General features: G+C 36.6%; 23 protein-coding genes. 15 read left to right on the top strand and 8 right to left on the bottom strand.

The window, feature by feature from the left end:
- The first annotated feature begins 47 nt into the window (after positions 1–47).
- The 6 genes from trmB (at position 48) to rbr (ending at position 3,340) form a co-directional block, all read left to right on the top strand.
- Complete coding sequence (trmB, locus tag ACLRVU_RS03550) at positions 48–683, top strand: tRNA (guanosine(46)-N7)-methyltransferase TrmB (RefSeq protein ID WP_412890733.1); 636 nt, start codon at positions 48–50, stop codon at positions 681–683.
- 10 nt (positions 684–693) lie between these two features.
- Complete coding sequence (locus tag ACLRVU_RS03545; protein WP_412890732.1) at positions 694–1,014, top strand: thioredoxin family protein; 321 nt, start codon at positions 694–696, stop codon at positions 1,012–1,014.
- A gap of 8 nt (positions 1,015–1,022) precedes the next feature.
- Positions 1,023–1,640: a YtpR family tRNA-binding protein gene (ytpR, locus tag ACLRVU_RS03540; RefSeq protein WP_412890731.1), complete on the top strand. Its 618-nt coding sequence runs from the start codon at positions 1,023–1,025 to the stop codon at positions 1,638–1,640.
- A 1-nt stretch (position 1,641) separates the two neighbouring features.
- Positions 1,642–2,307, top strand: a complete 666-nt coding sequence (locus ACLRVU_RS03535) for a hypothetical protein (protein ID WP_412890730.1) — start codon at positions 1,642–1,644, stop codon at positions 2,305–2,307.
- Positions 2,307–2,630 carry a holo-ACP synthase gene (acpS, locus tag ACLRVU_RS03530; protein ID WP_412890729.1) on the top strand — a complete coding sequence of 108 codons (324 nt, stop codon included), beginning with the start codon at positions 2,307–2,309 and terminating at the stop codon, positions 2,628–2,630. Before ACLRVU_RS03535 ends, acpS begins: the two co-directional genes overlap by 1 nt.
- Before the next feature lie 116 nt (positions 2,631–2,746).
- A complete protein-coding gene (rbr, locus tag ACLRVU_RS03525) occupies positions 2,747–3,340 on the top strand; it encodes a rubrerythrin (protein WP_412890728.1) in 594 nt (197 codons plus the stop codon).
- A gap of 90 nt (positions 3,341–3,430) precedes the next feature.
- Here the strand turns inward: rbr and ACLRVU_RS03520 are convergent, their stop codons facing one another.
- From ACLRVU_RS03520 to ACLRVU_RS03510, 3 genes are read right to left on the bottom strand one after another with little or no spacing between them, the layout of a single operon-like run.
- On the bottom strand, positions 3,431–4,507 hold the full coding sequence (locus ACLRVU_RS03520) for a hypothetical protein (protein ID WP_412890727.1): 1,077 nt from the start codon (positions 4,505–4,507) through the stop codon (positions 3,431–3,433).
- Positions 4,504–5,871 carry a spore germination protein gene (locus ACLRVU_RS03515; protein WP_412890726.1) on the bottom strand — a complete coding sequence of 456 codons (1,368 nt, stop codon included), beginning with the start codon at positions 5,869–5,871 and terminating at the stop codon, positions 4,504–4,506. Before ACLRVU_RS03515 ends, ACLRVU_RS03520 begins: the two co-directional genes overlap by 4 nt.
- The gene (locus tag ACLRVU_RS03510) at positions 5,804–6,874 is read right to left on the bottom strand and encodes a hypothetical protein (protein ID WP_412890725.1); all 1,071 of its coding nucleotides are present in this window, start codon (positions 6,872–6,874) and stop codon (positions 5,804–5,806) included. The genes ACLRVU_RS03515 and ACLRVU_RS03510 overlap by 68 nt, the downstream gene beginning before the upstream one ends.
- A 166-nt stretch (positions 6,875–7,040) precedes the next feature.
- Between ACLRVU_RS03510 and ACLRVU_RS03505 the strand changes: the two genes are divergently transcribed.
- The 3 genes from ACLRVU_RS03505 (at position 7,041) to ACLRVU_RS03495 (ending at position 9,887) form a co-directional block, all read left to right on the top strand.
- The gene (locus tag ACLRVU_RS03505; RefSeq protein ID WP_412890724.1) at positions 7,041–7,340 is read left to right on the top strand and encodes a hypothetical protein; all 300 of its coding nucleotides are present in this window, start codon (positions 7,041–7,043) and stop codon (positions 7,338–7,340) included.
- Between the two features lie 58 nt (positions 7,341–7,398).
- Positions 7,399–9,207: a translation elongation factor 4 gene (gene lepA / locus ACLRVU_RS03500; RefSeq protein WP_412890723.1), complete on the top strand. Its 1,809-nt coding sequence runs from the start codon at positions 7,399–7,401 to the stop codon at positions 9,205–9,207.
- 95 nt (positions 9,208–9,302) lie between these two features.
- Positions 9,303–9,887, top strand: coding sequence for a hydrolase (locus ACLRVU_RS03495; RefSeq protein WP_412890722.1), 585 nt, complete (start codon positions 9,303–9,305; stop codon positions 9,885–9,887).
- A gap of 46 nt (positions 9,888–9,933) precedes the next feature.
- On the opposite strand, the gene ACLRVU_RS03490 is transcribed toward ACLRVU_RS03495, so the two are convergent.
- Positions 9,934–13,095 (bottom strand): SNF2-related protein, encoded by a 3,162-nt coding sequence (locus ACLRVU_RS03490; protein ID WP_412890721.1) that lies wholly within the window; start codon positions 13,093–13,095, stop codon positions 9,934–9,936.
- Positions 13,096–13,098: 3 nt separating this feature from the next.
- Positions 13,099–13,539 carry a hypothetical protein gene (locus tag ACLRVU_RS03485; protein ID WP_412890720.1) on the bottom strand — a complete coding sequence of 147 codons (441 nt, stop codon included), beginning with the start codon at positions 13,537–13,539 and terminating at the stop codon, positions 13,099–13,101.
- A gap of 334 nt (positions 13,540–13,873) precedes the next feature.
- On the opposite strand from ACLRVU_RS03485, the gene ACLRVU_RS03480 reads away from it, so the two are divergent.
- A complete protein-coding gene (locus tag ACLRVU_RS03480; protein WP_412890719.1) occupies positions 13,874–15,328 on the top strand; it encodes a serine hydrolase domain-containing protein in 1,455 nt (484 codons plus the stop codon).
- A 25-nt stretch (positions 15,329–15,353) separates the two neighbouring features.
- On the opposite strand, the gene ACLRVU_RS03475 is transcribed toward ACLRVU_RS03480, so the two are convergent.
- Both ACLRVU_RS03475 and ACLRVU_RS03470 read right to left on the bottom strand, forming a co-directional pair.
- Positions 15,354–16,079 (bottom strand): YebC/PmpR family DNA-binding transcriptional regulator, encoded by a 726-nt coding sequence (locus ACLRVU_RS03475; RefSeq protein WP_147549173.1) that lies wholly within the window; start codon positions 16,077–16,079, stop codon positions 15,354–15,356.
- 68 nt (positions 16,080–16,147) lie between these two features.
- Complete coding sequence (locus ACLRVU_RS03470) at positions 16,148–16,930, bottom strand: histidinol-phosphatase (RefSeq protein WP_412890718.1); 783 nt, start codon at positions 16,928–16,930, stop codon at positions 16,148–16,150.
- Between the two features lie 79 nt (positions 16,931–17,009).
- Here ACLRVU_RS03470 and ACLRVU_RS03465 point away from each other — a divergent pair, with 79 nt between their 5' ends.
- Genes ACLRVU_RS03465 through ACLRVU_RS03450 form a run of 4 tightly spaced genes read left to right on the top strand, consistent with a single transcriptional unit; the run spans position 17,010 to position 21,881 of the window.
- Entirely contained in the window at positions 17,010–18,215 is a 1,206-nt protein-coding gene (locus tag ACLRVU_RS03465) for an aminoacetone oxidase family FAD-binding enzyme (RefSeq protein ID WP_412890717.1), read from the top strand.
- Positions 18,216–18,217: 2 nt separating this feature from the next.
- Entirely contained in the window at positions 18,218–19,798 is a 1,581-nt protein-coding gene (locus tag ACLRVU_RS03460; protein ID WP_412890716.1) for an NAD(P)/FAD-dependent oxidoreductase, read from the top strand.
- A 10-nt stretch (positions 19,799–19,808) separates the two neighbouring features.
- Positions 19,809–21,197: a TrkH family potassium uptake protein gene (locus ACLRVU_RS03455; protein ID WP_412890715.1), complete on the top strand. Its 1,389-nt coding sequence runs from the start codon at positions 19,809–19,811 to the stop codon at positions 21,195–21,197.
- Between the two features lie 9 nt (positions 21,198–21,206).
- Complete coding sequence (locus ACLRVU_RS03450; protein ID WP_412890714.1) at positions 21,207–21,881, top strand: potassium channel family protein; 675 nt, start codon at positions 21,207–21,209, stop codon at positions 21,879–21,881.
- Here the strand turns inward: ACLRVU_RS03450 and ACLRVU_RS03445 are convergent, their stop codons facing one another.
- A complete protein-coding gene (locus ACLRVU_RS03445; protein WP_412890713.1) occupies positions 21,882–22,412 on the bottom strand; it encodes a YfcE family phosphodiesterase in 531 nt (176 codons plus the stop codon).
- Between the two features lie 76 nt (positions 22,413–22,488).
- Between ACLRVU_RS03445 and ACLRVU_RS03440 the strand changes: the two genes are divergently transcribed.
- A complete protein-coding gene (locus tag ACLRVU_RS03440; protein WP_412890712.1) occupies positions 22,489–23,193 on the top strand; it encodes an ABC transporter ATP-binding protein in 705 nt (234 codons plus the stop codon).
- Position 23,194 lies beyond the last annotated feature (1 nt).

The raw sequence follows: 23,194 nt of genomic DNA, 5'->3' as shown, positions 1-23,194 counted from the left end.
TAAGCAGATATGTGCTATAATGGAAAAAGAATTATGAGGAGGAGAACATGCGTTTAAGAAATAATCCAAAAGCGAAAGAATTGATAGAAAATCATCGAGAGATCGTTCTTAAAACAGATGAACCTTTCGATTTAAAAAATATTTTTACTAATGATCAGCCCCTGTGCATTGAAATCGGAATGGGAAAAGGCGATTTTATTATTGAAATGGCAAAGCGTTATCCCCAAATCAATTTTATTGGTATTGAAAAATACGACAGTGTGCTGGTGGCAGCTCTAAAAAAACTGATCAGTGGGGAAGCTATTCCCAATCTTCGGTTAATGTGCTTTGATGCAACGCATCTGCCGGATTTATTTCCTGCACATTCAATAGAGAAAATCTATTTGAATTTCAGTGATCCATGGCCAAAATCGAAGCATGACAAGCGCCGTTTGACGTATAGAAGCTATTTAGATATCTATAAGCTATTATTAAAAGAAGATGGTGATATTGAATTTAAAACGGATAACCGAGGTTTGTTTGAATTCTCGATTGTATCCATGAATCAGTATCCAATGAATTTTAAAGATATTTGTTTAGACCTTCACCATTCAGAGAGGTATGAAGACAATATCATGACAGAATATGAAAGAAAATTCAGTCCTTTTGGACCGATTTATAAAATACAGGCAAACTTTAGATAGGAGAAAGACAATGGAAAATTTAATTGATATTTTAAGTTTAGAAGATTTTGAAAAAGCAACGCAGGAAAAAAGTGTTTTTATGTTTACGGCAGGTTGGTGTCCGGATTGTGTTTTCGTAAAACCGTTTATCGGACAGATTGTATCAGATAATCCTGAATTTAAATTTTATAAAATAGACCGTGATCAATTCATTGACTTATGTAAAGATTTGGATATTATGGGAATTCCATCATTTGTTGCTTATGACAAGGGTGTAGAAACAGGACGTTTTGTAAGTAAATTAAGAAAAACAAAACAGGAAATTCAGAATTTTATTGATTCAGTAAAGTAGGTGTGACCATGATATTACATGCATTTTACAATAAAGCAGAAGTAGGAGATATCCTGCTTTGCCGTTTTCAAAACGGGCAGACGGATCACGCTGAACGTATCGATGATATTTGCTATCTTTATGATCATAAGGGACAGATTATTGGGCTGAATGTCTTTGAGGCTTCAAAGCATATGACTGGCTTAAAAGATGGGCAGGTTGAAATCACGGATGAGATCATCAGTAAAATTAATCAGCTGCTTGATCCATCCAAAGAGATTCAAGTAGAAAAAGATGATCAGGAACGTTTGATTGTAGGGCAAGTTGTTGCGATTGAAGAACATCCTGATTCGGATCATTTACATATCTGTCAAGTGGATTTGGGAAAAGAAACCACTCAGATTGTATGCGGAGCACCTAATGTCGCCCTTCATCAAAAAGTAGTTGTAGCAACACCGGGAACGATGATGCCTAGCGGTCTGCTGATCGTGCCGTCTGCTTTGCGTAAAGTGAAATCAAACGGAATGCTGTGTTCAGCCCGTGAATTATTGTTGCCCAATGCTCCGCAAGTAAGAGGAATTATGGTATTGGATGATGATTATCAGGTAGGACAATCCTTTTTAAAACAATATATGGGAGGAAAATAGAATGGCGTTAAAAGATTTGATGAAAAAATTCAAAAAAGAAGAAGCAATTGAAGAACGTATTGACCCGGTCATCGAACAGCGCCGTAAGGAAAAATTCAGTTCTCCATTAATTTATAATGAAGAACAAGAAGAAGTGAAAGCAGAAGCTAAAAAAACAAAACCGGTTGAAAAAGTTAAAGTTAAAAAGCCGAAGATTGATACGGCTGTAACTCCGTTTTATAGTATGTCGGAGATTATTTCACCGATGACAGGAAAAAAAGAAGAAGCGGAATCAGGCTATCGTCCGGCGGTTAAGAAGATAAAGAGAAAACGTACAACTAACTTTAAAGAGCAGTTAGTACCGGTGATTTCACCTTTTTACGGGGCTCAAGAAGAGCAGGCTGAAGTCGATGAAGAGTTATCAACAGAGAAAATAATCGTTAAAAAAAGCAAAGAAAAAACAGAAAATAAAAAGCCGGATTCAGTAACGGAGAACTTACGCAATTTAGCTAATATTATTAAAGAAGAAGAAAATCAGTTAAAGATCATTGAAGCAAGAACAGGAGAATTTCAATTGGATTTTTCTGCTGTTCAGGGAGAAGAAAAAACATTGATTGATGAAATCGATGATGAAATGACTTTAGATGAACTGATGAGTCTTTACGAAAAGAAAAAGCTGAAAGAATAATGGAAATTGGAGTAGATATCATTGATTTAAAACGATTAAATATTCATAATCGCCATTTTATTGAACGTATTTTAACACCGGATGAAAGAGAACTGTTTGATCAAAAGAAGACGGATCAGCAAAAGCTGGAGTTTCTAGGTGGGCGTTTTGCTGCTAAGGAGGCCTATTCAAAAGCTTTGGGAACCGGTATTGGTCCCATCAGCTTTCAGCAGATCGAAGTTTTAAACGATGAATTGGGGAAGCCATATCTCAATGCGCCAAACGCTAAAATATCGATTTCTCATGAAAAAGAATATGCTGTTGCCTTTGTGGTGATAGGATGATCAGGGTTATTAACGATCCTGATTTTTATTTGCAGAGAGAAATCATCATAATTTAAGCTGAGCAGAGAATAATTTTTGCTATCTTGTTCATAATATATGAGCAAAGGAGAATGATTATGGTCGATTTTAAAACAAGTCAAACAAAAGATAATTTAATGCGTGCATTTGCCGGTGAATCACAGGCAAGAAATCGTTACACATTTGCTGCTGGAATTGCAGTGAAACAAAAACAACATATGATAGCGGATGTTTTCTTATTTACTGCCAATCAAGAAAAAGAACATGCTGAAATTTTTTATAATCATTTACAGCAGCTTTCTGGTGAAACGATTTTTATTGATGGGGGATATCCTATTGATATTTCTGAAGATGTTATTTCACTTTTAAAGAGTGCGCATCACAATGAATATGAAGAATATCAGGATGTCTATCAAAACTTTTCTGAGATTGCAAAACAAGAAGGCTTCTTAAAAGTAGCTCAGGATTTTAAAAACATCGCAAACATAGAAAAAACACATGGAGATCGCTTTCAGGAAATTGCGACCTTATTGGAAAGTAATCAGTTATATGTATCTAACGTGACATGTCACTGGATGTGCTTAAACTGTGGGTTTATTTATGAAGGAACCGCTGTTCCCGAACGCTGTCCGGTATGTGATCACGATCAAGGATATTTTATCAGAATCGAGTTAGCCCCCTATACAAAATAAATAGTGCCGTTATATCGATGCAGACATAAACATTTGTCTGCTTTTTTCATACATAAAAGGACTACCGATGAAACACAGGCAGTCCTCGTTTTATTTCAAATAATTTGTTTTTGTCTGTAATGAAACATTAACTTCGAATGAAATCTTATCAATGGTTAATGGATTTTCATTGAGATTTTGAAGACGCAGGTAATCAATCCCATGGTCGAGTAAGGTTGCATAGGTTTCTTTTACCGATGTCTCAATATGCTGAGTGATCTGATTGACGATCTCCTGTTCATCCATGTCCAACTCACTGGCACCGATAGAAATAATGGTGTCTAAACGCACATGGAACACGTCGTCCTTATAGAATGTTGACTTTTTAATTCCTTCAATTAAAAAGTTAATGGTACTGTCTTCTTGTTTAATCAATTCTACCGCATTTTTACTTTCTTTATTGGTCAGGTATTCTAATCCCTGAACATCTTCGACATTAAATGTCGTAAATGTCTGACAGTCTAATAACGTTAATCGTTTGATATCATAGCGCAGCTGTTCGTTGCTTTCCCCGTCACTTAATAGGGTAGACTCTTTATCGGTATCCATATTAGGAATGATGGAAACTTCGGTATTATTGTAGTAATTTTTTAGGATCGATAAGGCTTTATCGGGGAGTTCTAACGAGCTCATGCGATCTTGAGAAGTATAGGCAACTAAAGAGAAATACGGTGAGCTTGTAATGTTGTGCTTAACTTCAAAGATGTCTTTTATATCCCCATCATTAATAAACATACTGGTTGTTAAACGCAGTTCCGGATTAATTAATAAATAATTCAAAAAAGCATCAAACGGCTCTTTGGCAGTCATCTTTTCTGTTAAAAAGACGGTATTAATGTTGGTTAAAACAATTTCCATACGCAGCTTATTTTCCAACTTTTGAATAGCGTCACTAATCGACATCCCCTGAGCAGAGGTAATCAAGATTTCTCCTTTATTGATGGAAGATTCTAACTCAGGTTTAGAAAGTGAATTGGAATTAATGATCTGCAGTGTCACTTCAAACTGCTCATCTTTAAAATCCAGTGCCATCGATGTAGGGAAAGCTAAGTTATACATATCTTTCATATCGGCAGCACAGCCGCATAAACCAAATGCTAATATAAAGCAGCAGAGTATCTTTTTCATCTTGTTTTCTCCACCTTTTTATCGAAGTTTGCAGATTTAAATATATTTGTAAAAGCTTTTAGGCTAATTGCGATTTGACCATCCAACATGTCTTTGCCAAACGATTTAAGCTGACAAATATAAATGGTAATCGTTATAAAAGCGATCATAAAGCCATACAGTCCTAGAAAGAGGGAACAGCAGAAAGCAAAGCCTTTAAACAGAGTGATCACACTGTTAAATGAGATGCTGTTAGAAATGGAGTAGTTGCAGATAATCGAGAGAGCAGAAAGAAACATAATATCATAGCCGATAAATCCACTCGAAGTAATATTCTGACCTAAGAGAACACTTCCGATAACAAGGAGTGTTGTCGAGATTCCAGCGGGAAAACGAGTCCCAGCTACGCGGAATAATTCAAATAGGAAAGTCGCAAAAATAATCTCCAAATAGACGGGCATGATCAGCCCTTTTTGAATGCTGATCAGATTGGACAGCCAGAGAAACGGAATTTCTTGGGGATGATAGGAATAGATCGCTAAAATAAACGGCATTAAATAAATAGCGATAAATGCGCTGGCTATGTAAAGAAAACGGGTAATGAATGTTGTCAGATAGTGGTTATTGACATCATCTGAGAAATCAATAAATAAAGGTAAAGTCGCTGGTCCGATATTGGCACTGTTGAAGTTGTCTAAGATCAAGATAAATTTGCCTGCCAGCAAACTGTAAACACAATAATCGGGACGAGTAGTATTTGTCATTCGTGGAAACAGCATTTTTTTCTTTTTACTAAACATCAGATTACGGAATTGACCGGTACTGACGATATCTTCATCTTTAATATTTTCTAATTGCTGAGTTATTTGATCAATGACTTTTTGATCGCATTTATCTTCAACATATAAGAGTCCGACCTGAGTTTTGGAATGTTTTCCCAAAGTATACTTTTCATAGTGTAAATCAGAACTTTTTAAACGTTTACGGATCAGGGCAACATTTGTTTCCAAATTTTCAATCAAACTGTCACGTGGTCCGGTAATCGTAATATCAATGATGGATTGATCGGGTGTACGCTTTGGTACGTTAATGACATTAATACTGTAGTATTGATGATGATAATAAAGCAGACACATCCCGCTGTAGACAAGATCGTCCAGTTTTTCAAAAGAGGTATCTTTGATTTCTTCAATGGTGAGCAGAGAAGAAGTCAGGTGGGTAGGATTAAATTTGATATGACGGTTAATGCGTCGCAGCAGTTCTTCCTCGACTTCTTTCACATTGCTTAATCCCTCACAGTAGATTAATGCATAGTTCTTATTGACCTTGAACTTGACGTCGGCGCTTTTTTGATAATGGTCTTGTAGAATTTGTATTTCTTCCATTCAATAAACCTCCTTTAAGATTGTAAAGTAATAAAGCTAAAAATAAAGCGATGAGAGCAGGAATCACAAAGAATAAACGAATGTTGGCATAATCATTAGCGTTTTTAAGCAATGCAACAGGAATAATAAAGCATAAGGCAATAAAAATGCCGTTCCATTTGCTTTTACCTAAGTTTTTCTGCAATACTTTAAGATTCAATGCGATTTTACTGAAACATCCGATTACATAGATGAATAATACCGGAAAATTAAGATAGCCAATATATTGACCGAAGTAGATAATATTGAAACTTTCAAAGAAGGGATAGGTTACATATTGAATAATTCCATTAAATTCATTTAACTCTATAATCCCTTCAAATAGAATGACAAAAATCATAAAGCCGATATAGGTATAATAATTCTTTTTAGTAAGTGGTGCTTTGTCTACATTGGGAATAAAGAAAATGAAGAAGGTCTCTAAAATGATAAAGACTGAATAAATAATGACATCAAAATTCATCTTTGATAGAGAAATGTAAGTTGTAATATGCTCGATTGATAGAAATTGATATTTAGAAATTCCGTAGATTAAGAGAATAGCAAGTAATACTAAGAATAGCAGAGCTAATGTTTTATAAACCGCTTTATCATCTACAAAAGCAATGAATAGGATTAGAAGTAAGATTGATCCGATAATCAGGGTTTGATTTGTAGCATTGAGCCAGTGGATACTGACAAAATTTCCTAAAGTGATCAGCGACAAGATACTTGAAATAAGCAAATAGACACTTAGAATCCAGGAAACAATGGGCGATCTCTTATTTAAAAAATTCTTTTTCGTATAGTGATAAAGAATTGGGCTTAGCCCTGTAATAATTAAGCATATGATAAAAAGATACATGAAACTGTAAATCGTTCCATGGGTATATAGGTTATAAAGCAGGTACTTGGTTATAAAAAAATGATTGGACAGTACGGCTGCAATTATATAATTTTTGTTGATGTTTTTAATTTTATTCATTTTATATCACCTTTAATAATTGTTAACTTTTATTTAGAAAAAATACCATATTTTTAAATTTGAATAGAGTTTATTGAAATGAAACAACAAAATCATCATAAATATTAGAAATATCCGGTTTGTCGAATAATAAGATCTTTGTTAAAGTGATATTGAGGTGATGAAAATGATCAACGAAGTGATTATCATTGGAACATATAAGAGTGAAAAAGGATTTATTCAGCTGAATGGGAAAAAATATTTACATATATTAGTTGAAGTAGAAAAAGCATTTATCAATAATGAGGGATTTTATGAGAAAGATCGTATTGATTGTCTGCTTTGGAAAGGAGAGGCGGATCGACTGCTGGCACTTGCTCAAGACTGCCACTGGCTCAGTCTGAAAGGAAGATTAGAGAAGCATGCAGATCAGATGTATGTCATGGCAGAAAAAATTAAATATTTAGATCGTATGATTCATAATTAGGATTATTGTGTTTAATTAAAAGATTTGGTATAATTAACATCTGAAAGTGGGTGTTAAGATGAAAATAGATCAGTCAAAGATTCGTAATTTTTCGATCATTGCCCATATCGATCATGGGAAGTCGACCTTAGCGGATTGTATTTTACAGTTAACCGGAGCTGTGGCTACCAGAGATATGAAGGCACAGCTGCTCGACAGCATGGAATTAGAAAGAGAACGCGGCATTACGATTAAATTAAATGCCGTTCAATTACAATATACGGCTTCAGATAATGAAACCTATCTATTGCATTTGATAGATACACCGGGCCATGTCGATTTTACTTATGAAGTGTCACGTTCATTAGCGGCATGTGAAGGTGCTGTCTTGGTTGTGGATGCGGCTCAGGGGGTGGAAGCACAGACATTAGCGAACGTTTATTTGGCGATTGATAATGATTTAGAGATCATTCCGGTCATTAATAAGATTGATTTGCCTAGTGCTGATCCTGAACGTGTGATTAAGGAGATTGAAGAGGTTGTCGGGTTGCCGGCTGAACATGCCCCTTTGATTTCGGCTAAAAATAATTTAAATGTTGAACAAGTGCTGGAGGCAATCGTTCAGTTGGTACCACCGCCAAGCGGGAGTGTTGACCATCCGACAAAAGCCTTGATTTTTGATTCATATTATGATGCTTATCGCGGTGTAATCGTATTGGTGCGTATTGTTGAAGGAAAGATCAAAGTTGGAGACAAAGTGCGATTCATGGCATCTAATGCGGAATATGATATCGTTGAAGTCGGTGTGCATACACCTGCTGAAACGAAAAAAGAAGAGTTGGTGACTGGGGAAGTCGGTTGGTTCTCAGCGGCAATTAAGTCTATTCATGACATTAATGTTGGGGATACGGTAACTGTGGTGGGGAATGAGTGCAGTGAACCATTACCGGGTTATCGTAAATTAAATCCAATGGTGTATTGCGGGCTATATCCAATCGATAACAGCAAATATAATGATTTAAGAGAAGCTTTGGAGAAGATGAAGCTGAGTGATTCGGCACTGGTATTTGATCCGGAGACTTCACAGGCATTGGGGTTTGGTTTTAGATGTGGGTTCCTTGGATTACTGCATATGGATGTTATTCAGGAAAGACTGGAAAGAGAATTCAGTTTGGAATTAATCGCGACGGCACCGTCTGTTGTTTATCATGCCTATTTAACAGATGGTTCAATGACAACCGTAGATAATCCATCAATGCTGCCGGACGTTCAGAAAATCAGTCGATTAGAAGAACCATATGTAAAAGCAACTATTATGACGCCAAGCGATTATGTAGGACCGATTATGGAATTGTGTCAGAATAAGCGTGGCGATTATATCGATATTCAATATACGGATGAAACACGTATGACTTTATTGTATGAAATTCCTTTGGCGGAAATTGTATATGATTTTTTTGATCGACTGAAGTCTTGTTCTAAGGGGTATGCTTCATTTGACTATGAACTTTGTGGTTACAAGGAAAGTAAGTTGGTTAAGATGGATATTCTTTTGAATGGTGAAGCGGTGGATGCATTATCCTCAATCGTACATCGTGATTTTGCTTATGACCGTGGTAAGATTATCTGTGAAAAGCTAAAAGACATTATTCCGAAGCAGATGTTTGAAGTTCCTATTCAGGCAGCTATTCAAGGAAAAATTATCGCCAGAACGACAATCAAAGCTTTGCGTAAAAACGTGTTGGCAAAATGTTATGGTGGAGATATTACACGTAAAAAGAAATTGCTGGAAAAACAAAAAGAAGGAAAGAAACGTATGAAAGCTGTGGGAAGTGTCGAGATTCCTCAGGAAGCATTCATGGCGGTTTTATCCGTAGATGATAAATAAGAGAACTTGATTCTCTTTTTTTGTCAGAATTATTGGGCTAATTCTTGACATCTTTTATAAGTTTGGTATCCTTTAACTATAAGAGGAGAAGGATTATGGATTTTAAAGAAAGATTTGTATCAATTTATAAACAATATATACATCGTCCCGGAAGTGAGAAACTGTTAGAATTTCTTTTATCTGCTCACTGTGATTTCTTTGAAGCACCGGCTTCAACACGTTTTCATGGCGCTTATCCCGGAGGACTTGTTGAACATAGCTTAAATGTGTATGACTGTCTAGTCGATTATTTAAAGCGTCCAAGAGTGAAAGAAACTTATGGACTCCAATGCGGTGAGGAAACAATGGCTATTGTGGCATTGCTTCATGATCTCTGTAAGATTAACTGTTATAAAAAAGGATTTAGAAATGTGAAAGATGCCAATGGAAAATGGCAGCAAGTGCCTTCGTATGACTATGAAGATACGATTCCCTATGGGCATGGAGAAAAATCAGTCTATATCATTACCGGATATATGCGTTTAACCCGTGAAGAAGCCTTTGCGATTCGCTATCATATGGGATTTTCCGGAAATGAAGAACCACGCAATGTCGGTGCTTCATTTGAAATGTTTCCGTTATCTTTTGCTTTATCCACTGCGGATATGGAAGCTACTTACTTTCTTGAAGGAAAAAAATAAAAAATGTATAAAGAAAACCTCCACAAATAGTCGTGTGGAGGTTTGTCTATTTAAAGAGATCCATGATCTCATCCTGAGTTAATTTTGAAATAAAGGTTTCGCCCGGCTGAATGATAGAATCAATGAGTGACAGCTTTCTTTGCTGCAGCTCATATATCTTTTCTTCGATCGTTCCTTTTGTAACAAGTTTAATTACTTGAACGTTCTTAGTTTGTCCAATTCGATAGGCACGATCGGTTGCCTGTTGTTCAACGGCGGGATTCCACCACGGATCGACATGAATCACGATATTTGCTCCGGTTAGGTTTAAGCCGGTTCCTCCTGCCTTTAAGGAAACAAGGAAGATAGGAATATCGCCGTCGTTGAATTCCTTGACATATTTACCACGGACTTCCATTGGCGTGCTGCCATCAAGATAGCCGTAACTGATTTCTTTGATCTTAAGCTGATCTTCAATAATATGCAGCATAGAAGTAAACTGAGAAAAGATTAGAATTTTATGATGATTTTCAATCGCTTCATCAATAATTTCGTTTAAAGCATCGAGTTTGCCGCTGCCACCATAATAATTTTGAATGAATAATGATGGGTGATTGCATAGCTGACGCAAACGAGTTAAAGCTGCGAAAATCTTAATATGGCTTTTTTCCAGTCCGTCTTCGGCAATTTCTTTATTGATGGATTGACGGGTTTCTTCCAAGGTTGCTAAGTAAAGCTCTTTTTGTTCGTTTGAAAGATCAATCGTGTATTTAGATTCTATCTTATCTGGTAACTCGGTTAATACATCCGATTTCATACGTCTTAAAATAAAGGGTTTAATGCGTTTGATCAGTTTCTTTTTGACTGCTTTATTTTCATCTTTGATAATTGGAATCTCATATGTTTCTCTAAATTTATAGTGAGATAAAAGCATTCCCGGCATGACGAAGTCAAAGATTGACCACAATTCATCCAGTGAATTTTCCATCGGTGTTCCAGTTAAGGCATAGCGTGTTTTCGCTCTTAAAAGCTTGACAGTTTTTGCGTTTAATGATGATGGATTTTTAATATACTGTGCTTCATCTAAGAAGCAGTGATTAAATTGAACATCCTGATAGTAGCTGATATCTTTACGCAATAACGGATAGCTCGTGATAATCACTTGATAATCTTTTAACTGATGGATCAGGTCTTTACGCGCCGCCACATTGCCAGAAACAATTAAATAGCGAAGATCAGGTGCAAAACGCTTGATTTCATCTTCCCAGTTATAAACAAGGGAGGTAGGGCATACCACAAGGTTCGGCAAAGGATCTTGCTTTGCTTCATCATCTAAGAAAGCAATCGCCTGCAGTGTTTTTCCTAGTCCCATGTCATCGGCTAAAACGCCGCCCAAATGATATTGATTCAATGTTTTTAGCCAGCGATATCCACTGATCTGATAATCACGCATGATCCCACGCAATTGATTAGGAACTTGAATATCCACTAGCTGCTGACTGCTGACTGTTTCAATCAAACGATCAAAATAATCATCATGGTCATCAATTTCAACGGCACTATTTAAGAATAAAGCTTCTGATAATGTTAGTTGTATCTTAGACTGTTTTAAATTATCTAAAGAGATATCCAAATAAGAAAGGGTATCGATAAACTCCTGTGTCTGTTTATCATCCAAGGATAAGAAGCTGCCATCTAACAAACGATAATATTTCTGTTTAAGCTTATAACTGCGCATAATTTCTTTTAGTTCGCTGAAATGAATATCTTCATAGTTGAAGCGAATTTCGAACAATTGTGAGGATTCATTATAACGAATAGAAGAAGAAAGTGTTCTGCGTTTAACGATAGATTTGAAACTGTCAGAATAGAAGATCTCCATGTTGACCTTTAGAATCGGCAAATACTTTTCTACAAAGTCAATTACATCGTCTTCCTGATCGATATACAACGTTTCCGGCTGAACCTTGAATTTAGCATTATCTAATATATTAATGAGTTCTTCCTCTTTTTTAATTTCCCTAATCAGTATTTTATCATTTAACAGAATTTCTTCTTTATTTTTGATGGGATTAAATTCAAAGCTGCCATAGCGAAACATCGGAGTTGCAATAATGGCCTGATCGACTTTATCTAAATACAAAGAAGCAACAAGCGGCAGCTGTATATAGGATTCTTTTAAGGAATCCGGCTGTTCCACACTTTTAGGCAGAAAGGGAACCACTTTGGCGATAAATTCCTGACGATGTTTTCCTTTAAATTCAATAATGCTTTGTTCTAAAGCGGCGGCTCTGAAAAAAGGCATATAAGTATTTAAATGACTTTTCTGCAAATGATAAATCTGGTAATCATATAAAACATAATGATAGTCCGAAGTGATTGGCAGAACCTTTTTAAATTCGCTTAAATCAAGCTGTGTCACATTCTTCTTATCATTGATAGACACTAATCCGGAAAACTGGTCATCGGTGACAAATACTTGATAACTTGCTTCATCAAGGGGATCTATAAAGATAGTCTGATGCATCAAAGAACGAATCAGTTTTTTTAAATAATGCTCATTCACTAATAATTCTTTAGGTGTTCTAAAGTGATCGTGACCTTCTTCTTGAATATCTTCCAAGGTTTTAAAGAAATTTTTTAAACCGTGGGGAAGTTCATGGTACTCCGGATAAAGGGTAAAGTTTTTTCCGTATTCGATTTCTTCATTAAATTCAAATGCTTGCAGGAATTCACGGATATTTTTTACTACATACATTTTATCTAAGCCAACCTTTAATGAAAATAAGCCGATCGGTCGTCCGCCGTGTTTATTCAACTGTAAATGAACTTCTACTTTAATCGGCTGCTTTATGATCGTTTCACTTAAAATAGGATCAGCAAAACAATTCAAAATCTCGTTTAAAGTACGATCCATTTCCACCTGATTACGGCGGGATTCCTCGATTAATTCTTGAGCCTGTTTTAAAGTAGCAATAATATGTTTACAGGCACCGTTTAAGTATTTAGACTCCTCGCACTCGCAAGAATAAGAGGCAATGCCATTTTGCTGATTGAAACGAATCGTGGTGTGATAGGGAACATGATCCACCACATCCGCCTGTATCGATTTTTCTTTATTTTTAAAATGCAGATTTGTCACATGCTCTTTCTTTTGCAGCTCCAGTCCATCTTCTAAATGACTGGGACGAGCAGCAAGCATATATATTTTTCTTTCCGTGATCAGCATAGTCTATTCCCCTTTTTTAAATTGATATCGTCCCATTGAATAGTAACTACCCAAGGGTTCATTGTTTAATGCCCGTTTAATTTCTTTAATCAATTCCTGATCTTCCTTACTTCCATTATATCCCAATACAGCAAAGGATTCATCCACCACAACCAGCGGTGTCTCCCCATAGTATTCTTGATCAAAATCAATCAATTGATCCACAATCTCCTGATAGACAGCTTGGTCACTATCATTATCCAAATTATAGTATTCAATATCGAAATTATTGTCGAAAGCTTCCCGTATTGCCGGTAAAGCACTATTTTTAAATGCTGTACATCGAGAACAAGTATCATAATAAAAGAGTTTTAATGTAAAGCGCGGATAGGTTTGTTTATTGGTGCAGCCAACACTCACCAGTACTAAAAAGGTACACAAAATTAAACAAATTTTCTTTTTCATGAAATCACCTCATTTCTTTATTATATCGTATCTTTAAATAAATTAGTAGTATTTAGTTTACCCAATTTCAGCCACTTCATGTTGACTGGGTACATGTAAATTTAGAAATAAAAAGAATAAACTTTTATTCAGATCAGGTTTTTTGGATAGATTTATTATTTGGTATAAAAATAATGGTAGAGATTTTAATGAATTTAAAAATAAGATATGCTATGATAAAGAAAGCTAAATCCCAGTATACTAGTATGGATTGTTAGTTTATTAACTAAAATAGTTTCTTAAAATAAAAGAATGAAAGGATAAGTAATCTATTAAAAGATTATAGGTGATCGAGATGTCTGCCATAAATGAATTTTTAACCCAGATTGAAGAACAACAAATAGAACTGCATAGCTGTATTGTGAAAAAGGGAGAGGATTATCTCTACCAGCAGACTGCTTTACCCTATACGCTCGAACAGCCGCAAATGCTTTTTTCCATCTCTAAATCGTTTGTCTCTTTAGCGATCGGATATTTAGTTGAAGATAAGCGCCTGCGGTTAGATGAGGCAGTATTAAAATTTTTCCCCGAATATTTTTTAAAAGCCAGTGATGCGCTGCGCAAATTAAAAGTGATTCATCTTTTAACGATGACATCAGGCAGTACGCAGGAGCAGACTGTTTTTACTCAGTCAAATTGGGTTGATGCTTATTTTAAACAGCAGTTTACTCATGAGCCGGGACACTATTTTCATTACAACAATATGGATATCTATATTTTAAGTGTCATTGTGACAAAGATTACCGGAATATCCTGTAATGAATATCTATATCAAAAATTGTTTGAACCATTAGGAATTGAGCATCCTCATTGGGATACTTGTACGTTAGGGTATAACACGGGCGGCTGGGGGCTTTATTTATCACCTCATGATCTGTCTAAGATTGCCGAAGCTATCGTTAAAAAAGATCCGATTTTGCCACAAGACTATCTTTTAGCGATGACAACAAAAAAAGTAACCAGTGCGCATCATAGTTCTCATGATTACGATCAGGGTTATGGCTATCTATGCTGGATGAATCCCCAAGATACAGGGGCTCGTTTTGACGGCATCTTTGGACAGCTGGTCTTGTTTTCTGTCGAGAAAGAATGCTTTATCGTCATTACCGCCAACTGTCTTAACACCGCTAAACTTTATCCGATTGTATTTGATCTATGGAAAATGGTATTGGAAGAGGAAGTTCAAGAAAGTGATCAGGCAATTCCTGGATCTGTTGAGCCTATGGGCATCGAAACCAACCGAATCGAGCAATTTTTAGATGTCAATTTCTCTTTGCGCTTAGCTAATGTGAGTTTGCTGCCGATTCCCATTCGTTTCTTAGAAAAACAATCTGGACATGCCGATCAGTTTAAACTGGTGATGGATCACCATCAACTGCTTTTACATTGGCAGGAGCATTATACAACCAATATTATTCGAATTGGCTTAGACGGTCGATACCGCTACAGTAAACTGCTGCTTTATGAAAAACAGTTCAACATTTCTGCGGTTGGCTGGTTTCCCGATCCAAATACGCTGATGATCCGGCTTGTCTTTTTAGAATATCCGTATTCACGTACTTTGAAATTAGATCTCTTGTCTCCTAAAAAGATCATGATCCATTTTAGTGAGAATCCAACCGTGGAAGAGATATTGGATCAGTATGCTTATATGCTGAGCTTTACACCTTTTGTTCAAATCAATGCATGGATAGTAGAAAGAAGCTATCATCTGATTACGCCAAGTGCGGTCGCCTTAAAAAGAAGATAAAAAAAGGAAGCAGTGATTGCTTCCTTTATCCTATATTCGAAACATTGTGATAAATAGTATCTACATCATCACATTCATTCAATAAGTTTAATAAACGTTCAAATAATTCCATATCTTCTCCGGCTAATTCCACATAATCCTGAGGAACACGTGTGATTTCCTCAACAGTGAAATCAGCTTCTGGACAAGCTGTTTCAATAGCTGTTTTGATCTGATAAAGATCAGTCGGTTCACCGGTAATGATGATTGAACCATCTTCTTGGGTTTCAATATCCTTTGCATCCACTTCACCCATGATTAATGCTTCTAATGTTTGTTCTTCATCTAAGCCTTTAAAAGCAAGGAGTGAAATAGTGTCATAAGCGTAAGTTACTGCACCGGTTGCAGCTAATTTTGCCTTTGATTTAGTGAAAGCAGGACGAACCTGACTTAATGTACGATTGACATTGTCTGTCAAACATTCCACAATAATGGTTGATCCTCCCGGACCATAACCTTCATATATCAACGTTTCATAATTTTCCGTTACACCACTTTTTACTTTATCGATCGCTCTTTTAATAACATCAGTAGGTACCTGTGCCTTTTTAGCTCTGTCAACAATACGTCTTAAAGCCAAGTTAGCATCTGTATCCGGTCCACCTTGCTTAGCAATCAAATAAATTTCTTTACCAAAGCGAGAGTACAACTTAGCTTTTGCAGCAGCAGTTTTTTCCATGGCAGCTTTTCTTACTTCATGTGCTCTTCCCATCGTTATCTTCCTTTCTGTTTCTACATTTTTTTATTATAACGAATTATGTACTGTTTTTCAATCATTAATTAGATTTCCAGATGATCGATCATATTTAAATCGAATTCTTTGGTTTGACGAATCGCTTCTTTAATCGCTTCATCATTTACAGCCGTACTGGCATGTGCATCGGCACCAAGGATGACCTTATTTTTCATTTTAGCGGCAATTTTCCAAAACTGCGGATGCGGATAAGCTAAAGTAGTACCGTTTTTAAAAATATGACCATTTAAATGATCGCGCAATCCTTCACAGTTAAATTCAATCGGCATATCTAAATCCAAAGCTGCCTGACAGAGCTGTTCAGCTGCTTTGATACAATTCTCATCAAAATCCTTAATATTCACCATGAATAGATCCGGATGAGCTAAATATTGAAACAGACCTGATTTCATGCCGGCAATGGCACGATCAACATACTGCTGAAGCTGCTCGGCATTTTCAATACGCTGCGAAGATGTTTCATAGCCATCATAAAGATGGTTCCCAAAAATTAAGTAATCTACCTTGTTTTCATTTAATAAAGATTGATAAAAAGGAATTTCATCATCAATGTATTCTGCTTCAAAACCTACTAAAATACGGATCTGATCTGCGTATTTATCTTTTAAATATCGAATACTCTTTAGATACCCGTCCATTTCGGAAATATCCATGCGGATACGACTTTCAGGTCCGTTTAAAAAAGGAATATGATCAGAAAAGCCCAGTGTCTCAATACCGGCACGAATAGCTTCTAATACATAGGCTTCATCTTCATCGACAGCATGATGACAGCGTGATGTGTGGGTATGATAATTATTCTTTAACATGTTTTTCACCTCTAGCGTATTATAACCTACTTTTTTTGTTGAATCTAGTATATAATAGAAGAATCAAAGAGGTGAGGCTATGACAAAACAAATCATGATTATTGGCGGTGGCAGCTGCGGCTTAGTCTGCGGTGCTGTTTTAGGAAGATTTATTGCTGAAAGTGACTTAGATGCACAGGTAATAATCTTAGAAAAAAAGGAAAAACTGGGAAAAAAATTATTAGCGACAGGGAACGGACGCTGCAATTTATCAAACCGCGATCTTTCCATGAACCATTATGAAGGACATGACCTTTCAACCTTGGAATCACTGATCCAAAATTTTGATGTTCAGACTTTTTTTGAAGAATTAGGCTTATGGAGTAAATATCAAGGGGATCTGCTTTATCCTCAAAGCGAACAGGCAGTTAGCGTACATGAATGTTTACTAAGAACACTAAATAAGTATCATGTCAGCAGCATTTGTGAATGTGATGTCGAAAGCATAGTAAAGAAAAAGGAAAAGTATCATCTTTATACGAATCAAAAAGAGTTCATTTGTGATTACGTCGTATTAAGTATGGGCGGAGATGCTGCCAGCCAGTTTGGCAGTGACGGCAGTGGTTTTAAACTGCTGAAAGCATTAGGACATCATATTTATCCGACGGTTCCCAGCTTAGTTCAGCTTGTCTGCAGGAATATGGATAAACGTTTAAAAGGAGTGCGTATTCATGGAACTTTTAAGCTGTATGCAGCTCAAAAAGAAGTGCATCAAGAAAAAGGAGAAATCTTATTTACCGAATATGGATTATCCGGTATCAGTATTCTTCAGCTTTCACGTTATTATCAGCAGTATTCTGATCAAAAAATTGAGATTGGGATTGATGCCGTAGATCAATATGAGCCCTCACAATTAAAAGAAAAATTAAAATGGCAGCTGCAACAAAATGGGGAATTGCAATTAAATGGCATTATCCATCAAAAATATGCTAATTATCTTGAAAATGGTCGAATAAAAGAGTATTCTTATAAAGACTTAAATACAATAGTACAATTATTAAAGGATTATCGCTTTGAAATCATGGGTACTAAGGGCAAAGAGAGTGCCCAAGTATGTATTGGCGGAGCAGATGTATCTGAATTTAATAATGAGACTTTTGAATCTAAACTGTCGGCGCATCTTTATGCCGGCGGAGAAATATTAGATGTTGCGGGAGACTGCGGCGGATACAATCTGCATTTTGCTTTTGCCAGCGGAAACGCAATCGCAAAAGCGATTTATCAATCCTTATTAATGGAGGTATAGACGTGCTGAAAATAGCGAACGTTAAAGTAAAATTAAACACACCGGAAAGTGCTTACCCTAAGCTGATTTCACAATTATTGAATGTAAGGACAAAGTGCGTGAGCAATGTTATGTTGTTGAAGCGTTCCATTGATGCTCGTCGAAGAGATATTCATTATATCTGTAGTTTTGCTTTTAGCTACAGCGGTGATGAACAAGCTTTAATAAACAGCTCTAAGCTGGCATTAAGTGTCTATCATGAAGATGATTTTACAATTCCGAAAGTCCAATCGGATGAAAAAGTCGTTGTAGTTGGAAGCGGTCCGGCTGGACTGTTTTGTGCTTTATCTTTAGCCTATGCAGGAATGAAGCCGATTTTGATTGAACGCGGAAAATGTGTGGAAAAAAGAAAACAAGATATTCAAACATTTTGGCAGACAGGGAAATTGGATCCTAGCAGCAATGTACAGTTTGGTGAAGGCGGAGCAGGAACATTTTCTGATGGAAAGCTGACATCCAATATTAAAGATAAAAGAAAAGATTACATTTTAAAAGAATTTGTTAAAGCGGGAGCACCGAAAGAAATTCTATATGAAGCAAAAGCACATATTGGAACCGATTATTTAGAACAGGTTGTATTAAATATGCGGGAAACTATTCTTTCTCTTGGCGGACAGGTGCTTTTTGAAACAACATTTATTGATTTTAAAGAAAAAAACGGGCAAGTTAAAAGCGTTACCGTTTTAAAAGACGGTCAGCGACAAACACTATATTGTGATCACTTAGTATTAGCTTTAGGACATTCAGCTCGTGACACTTATCGTTTATTGTACAAACGTGGGATTGAAATGAGAAGAAAGCCGTTTGCAGTTGGAGCAAGAATAGAGCATAAACAAGCGTTGATCAACCATAATCAATATAAGCGTGATGATCTGCCGCTTAAAGCCGCGGATTATAAGTTAGCTTATCATGATAAATCCGGCAGAGGTGTTTACACTTTCTGCATGTGTCCCGGTGGTTATGTTGTCGCCAGCAGTTCTGAAGAAGGCGGTGTTGTGACAAACGGGATGAGCGAGTTTGCCCGAGATGGGGAAAACGCGAACAGTGCGGTTTTGGTTTCTATTCTACCGGAAGATTTCGAGGGTGAAGATGTGTTTGCCGGAATGAACTTCCAAATCGAATTAGAACAAAAAGCGTTTGAACTAGGCGGTAAAAATTATCATGCCCCAGCTCAGTTAGTAAAAGATTTTATGGAAAAAAAGTCATCAGATCGTTACGGCAAAGTGATACCGAGCTATCAGCCGGGAATTCAGTTTGCGAATCTATGGGAATTATTTCCAACCTATATATGTGAAGCAATGCGCGATGGACTGCGTGCTTTTGATAAAAAGATCAAAGGATTTTCCAATGAAGACGCTATTTTAACTGCTGTGGAGAGCCGAAGCTCTTCGCCCGTTAAAATCGTTCGTGATGAAAACTATCAGTGTAACATAGGCAATATCTATCCTATTGGTGAAGGAGCAGGTGCTGCCGGGGGAATTATGACATCTGCAATCGACGGCATTAAATGTGCCCAAATCATCATCGCAGATAAAAATCTATAGGGAGGCTTTTATGAAAGAGGTTATCGTCCGAGGCAAAAAGAAAAGAATGATTAAGCCTACGCGCCAGATTGCTTTAAGCTTTTTGGCCGTGATCTTTATCGGTTCACTTTTGCTGACTTTGCCTATTGCCAATAATGGAACACCGGCAAGATATTTGGATCATCTGTTTGTTGCAACATCTGCAACCTGTGTGACAGGACTGGTTCCTTATCCGACAGTGGATCAATATTCTCTGTTTGGACAAATTGTCATATTATGTCTGATTCAGATCGGTGGTTTAGGCTTTTTGACGTTTATGACATTGATTTATGTCAAAGCAAGAAAACGGTTATCGTTTACATCAAAATTAGTGGTTCAAGAAGCATTGAATGTGAATTCGTTAAACAACCTGTCTCATTTTTTAAGGAATATCGTGATCTACACTTTCCTTTTTGAAGGAATCGGAGCATTGCTTTTATGCAGTCAGTTTATTCCTGATTATGGATTGTTTAAAGGACTCTATATGGGAGTGTTTCATTCCATATCCGCATTCTGTAATGCCGGATTTGATATTATTGGAGCAAGCAGTTTAGTGCCCTATCAGAATAATCTTATTATTAATTTTACGATCTGTATTTTAATTATTATGGGTGGTTTAGGATTCTGTGTTTGGTTTGATATTGCCAATAAAATAAAAGAAGGCTATTCATTTCGTAAATCGGCAGTGCGTATCTTTAAATCGTTAGAGCTGCATTCTAAATTGGTACTGACAACGACAGTCTTTTTATTAATCAGTGGAACAATCCTTGTCTATTTATTAGAATATAAGAATCCAAATACAATTGGCGGCATGGATGGCGGCTATAAGCTGATGGGAGCTTTCTTCCAATCCACCACGCTGAGAACTGCCGGATTTGCTACAATTGATTGTGCGCAGCTGACAGTCGCTACTAAATTCATTATGTGTATCTATATGTTTATCGGTGGATCACCTGCCGGAACTGCCGGTGGGGTAAAAACGGTAACATTTGCAGTCATCATGATTACCTTAAAATCATTGTTTAAGGGGGACGATAATGTCAATGTCTTTAAACGACGTATCGAAATCGATTTCTTAAAGCGTTCTTTATGTATTTTCATCTTTTCATTAGCATTAGTCGTTGTCGGTTTATTCTGTTTAACGATTACAGAAGAACAAAGCTTTATCGATCTATGTTTTGAAGCTTTTTCAGGTTTTGCGACAGTGGGGTTAACTGCTGGACTAACACCGTCATTAAGTGATGTCGGGAAAATTGTCATCATTATTTTAATGTATATTGGACGTATCGGACCAATTACCATGATGCTGTCATTCATGAGAAAGTCACAAAAAAATACTGGGAACATGGTATTCCCAAAAGGCGAAATTATTATAGGGTAGGGAAGAGTTATGTCAAACAAAAGAAAACAATTTGCAGTTATCGGTTTAGGAGTTTTTGGTTCAACGATTGCCTCAAGCTTAGCTAAAATGGGATATGAAGTATTAGCAGTCGATCGTGATATCACTTGTGTGGAACGTATTGCCAACACTGTCACAAAAGCGGTTCAGGCGGATGCGACAGACATTAATGAATTGCGCAGTTTGGGAATCGGTGAGTTCGATACCGTTATTGTAGCGATTGGGAATCACTTAGAAGAAAGCATGCTTTCAGTAATGAATGTGAAGGAATTGGGTGTTCCATATGTTTTAGCCAAAGCAAAAAACAAACAGTTCATGCAGATCTTATTGAAGATAGGAGCGGATCGTGTAGTGCGTTCTGAAAAAGAAATGGGTGAACGTGTCGCAAAAAGCTTGGTAAGAAAAAACATTATCGATATTATTGAAGTCGATAATGATTATAGTATTATTGAAATGAAAGCACCGGCAAGCTGGATTGGCAAAACCTTAAAGACATTGAATGTCCGTTCTGCCTATAAAATGAATATTTTAGCGATTCGCTACGCTAATCAGGAAAAATTGGTATTGTCTGTAGATCCAAATTACGTGATTGAAGATGGAGATCATTTCCTAGTCTTAGGAGAAACCGAAGCGGTTGAAAAATATGACTATTTAATTGAAAAATAATTATTTACCAAAGAGCCTTTTGAATAAAGAGGTTCTTTTTTTAGGTTCGAATAAATGGTCGATAGTCTCGAATGTTTTGGCGTGGTAAAAATGAGCTTCATCATTTTCTAAAATACAGTAGCTGGGAACAAAAATCTGTCCACCACGAGGAAAGGTTACACTGCCGGGATTGATGAAGGTAATAGAGCCGATCACTTGTTTGCAGGGATGATGAGTATGCCCGTATAAAACATAATCTGCCTGCTTTTTTTGTGCGGCATGATGAAGTTTTTCTAAACCAAAATCGACCTGATAGGTATCACCATGAGTGATGAAAAATTGTTTGTGATCAATGGTCAGCAGCAGCTCTTTAGGAAAATCACTGTAATCATTGTTTCCTTTGACAATATAGAAATGAGGAATGCTTTTTTGGTCAATCGGTTTTCCGACATCACCACAGTGAATGTAATAATCGGCATCCGGATGATGTGCGATAATGGACATCACTGTATCATTTTTCAGATGAGAATCACTCATAATAATTATTTTCATAGGTATCCTTCCTTTAATCTAATTGGGTTTTATGCTATTATATTAACATGATAGAAGAAAGAAAGCGAGGATGAATATGCGCTCATTTATTGAATTTAAAGACGTTAGAAAGTCTTACGTCATGGGAGAAGTAACGATTAATGCCAGTGATGGCGTTAACTTTGAAATTAATCAAGGAGAGTTTGTGGTGATTGTGGGAGCTTCCGGAGCAGGGAAAACTACGATCCTAAATCTTTTAGGAGGAATGGATTCGCCAACTAGCGGAACGATCTATGTGGATGATACGAATATTGCCGGCTTTGATCAGCAGCAGCTGACAAAATATCGTCGTGATGATATTGGCTTTGTATTTCAATTCTATAACTTGATTCAAAATTTAACGGCTTTGGAAAATGTTGAATTAGCTTCGCAAATTTGTAAAAATCCATTGGATTCTAACGAAGTGATGGATCGTGTGGGGCTAGATGAACGTAAAGCTAACTTCCCGGCACAGTTATCCGGAGGAGAACAGCAGCGTGTTGCTATTGCTCGTGCAATCGCTAAAAATCCTAAACTGCTTCTTTGTGATGAGCCGACAGGTGCCTTAGACTATAAAACCGGTAAAACTATTTTAAAACTATTAAGAGAAATGGCGGATCGCTATCAAATGACGGTTGTGGTGATTACCCATAACTTAGCCATTGCACCGATGGCAGATCGTGTCATTCATTTGAAGAATGGGAAAGTAGAAGATATGGAATTGAATCCGGAACCTACTTCGATTGATTTGATTGAGTGGTAAG

The organism is Beduini sp., assembly GCF_047239305.1.
GTDB lineage: Bacteria > Bacillota_I > Bacilli_A > Erysipelotrichales > Coprobacillaceae > Beduini.
The sequence above is the reverse complement of the archived record's forward strand: the minus strand, read 5'-3'. Positions and strand labels throughout refer to the sequence as shown.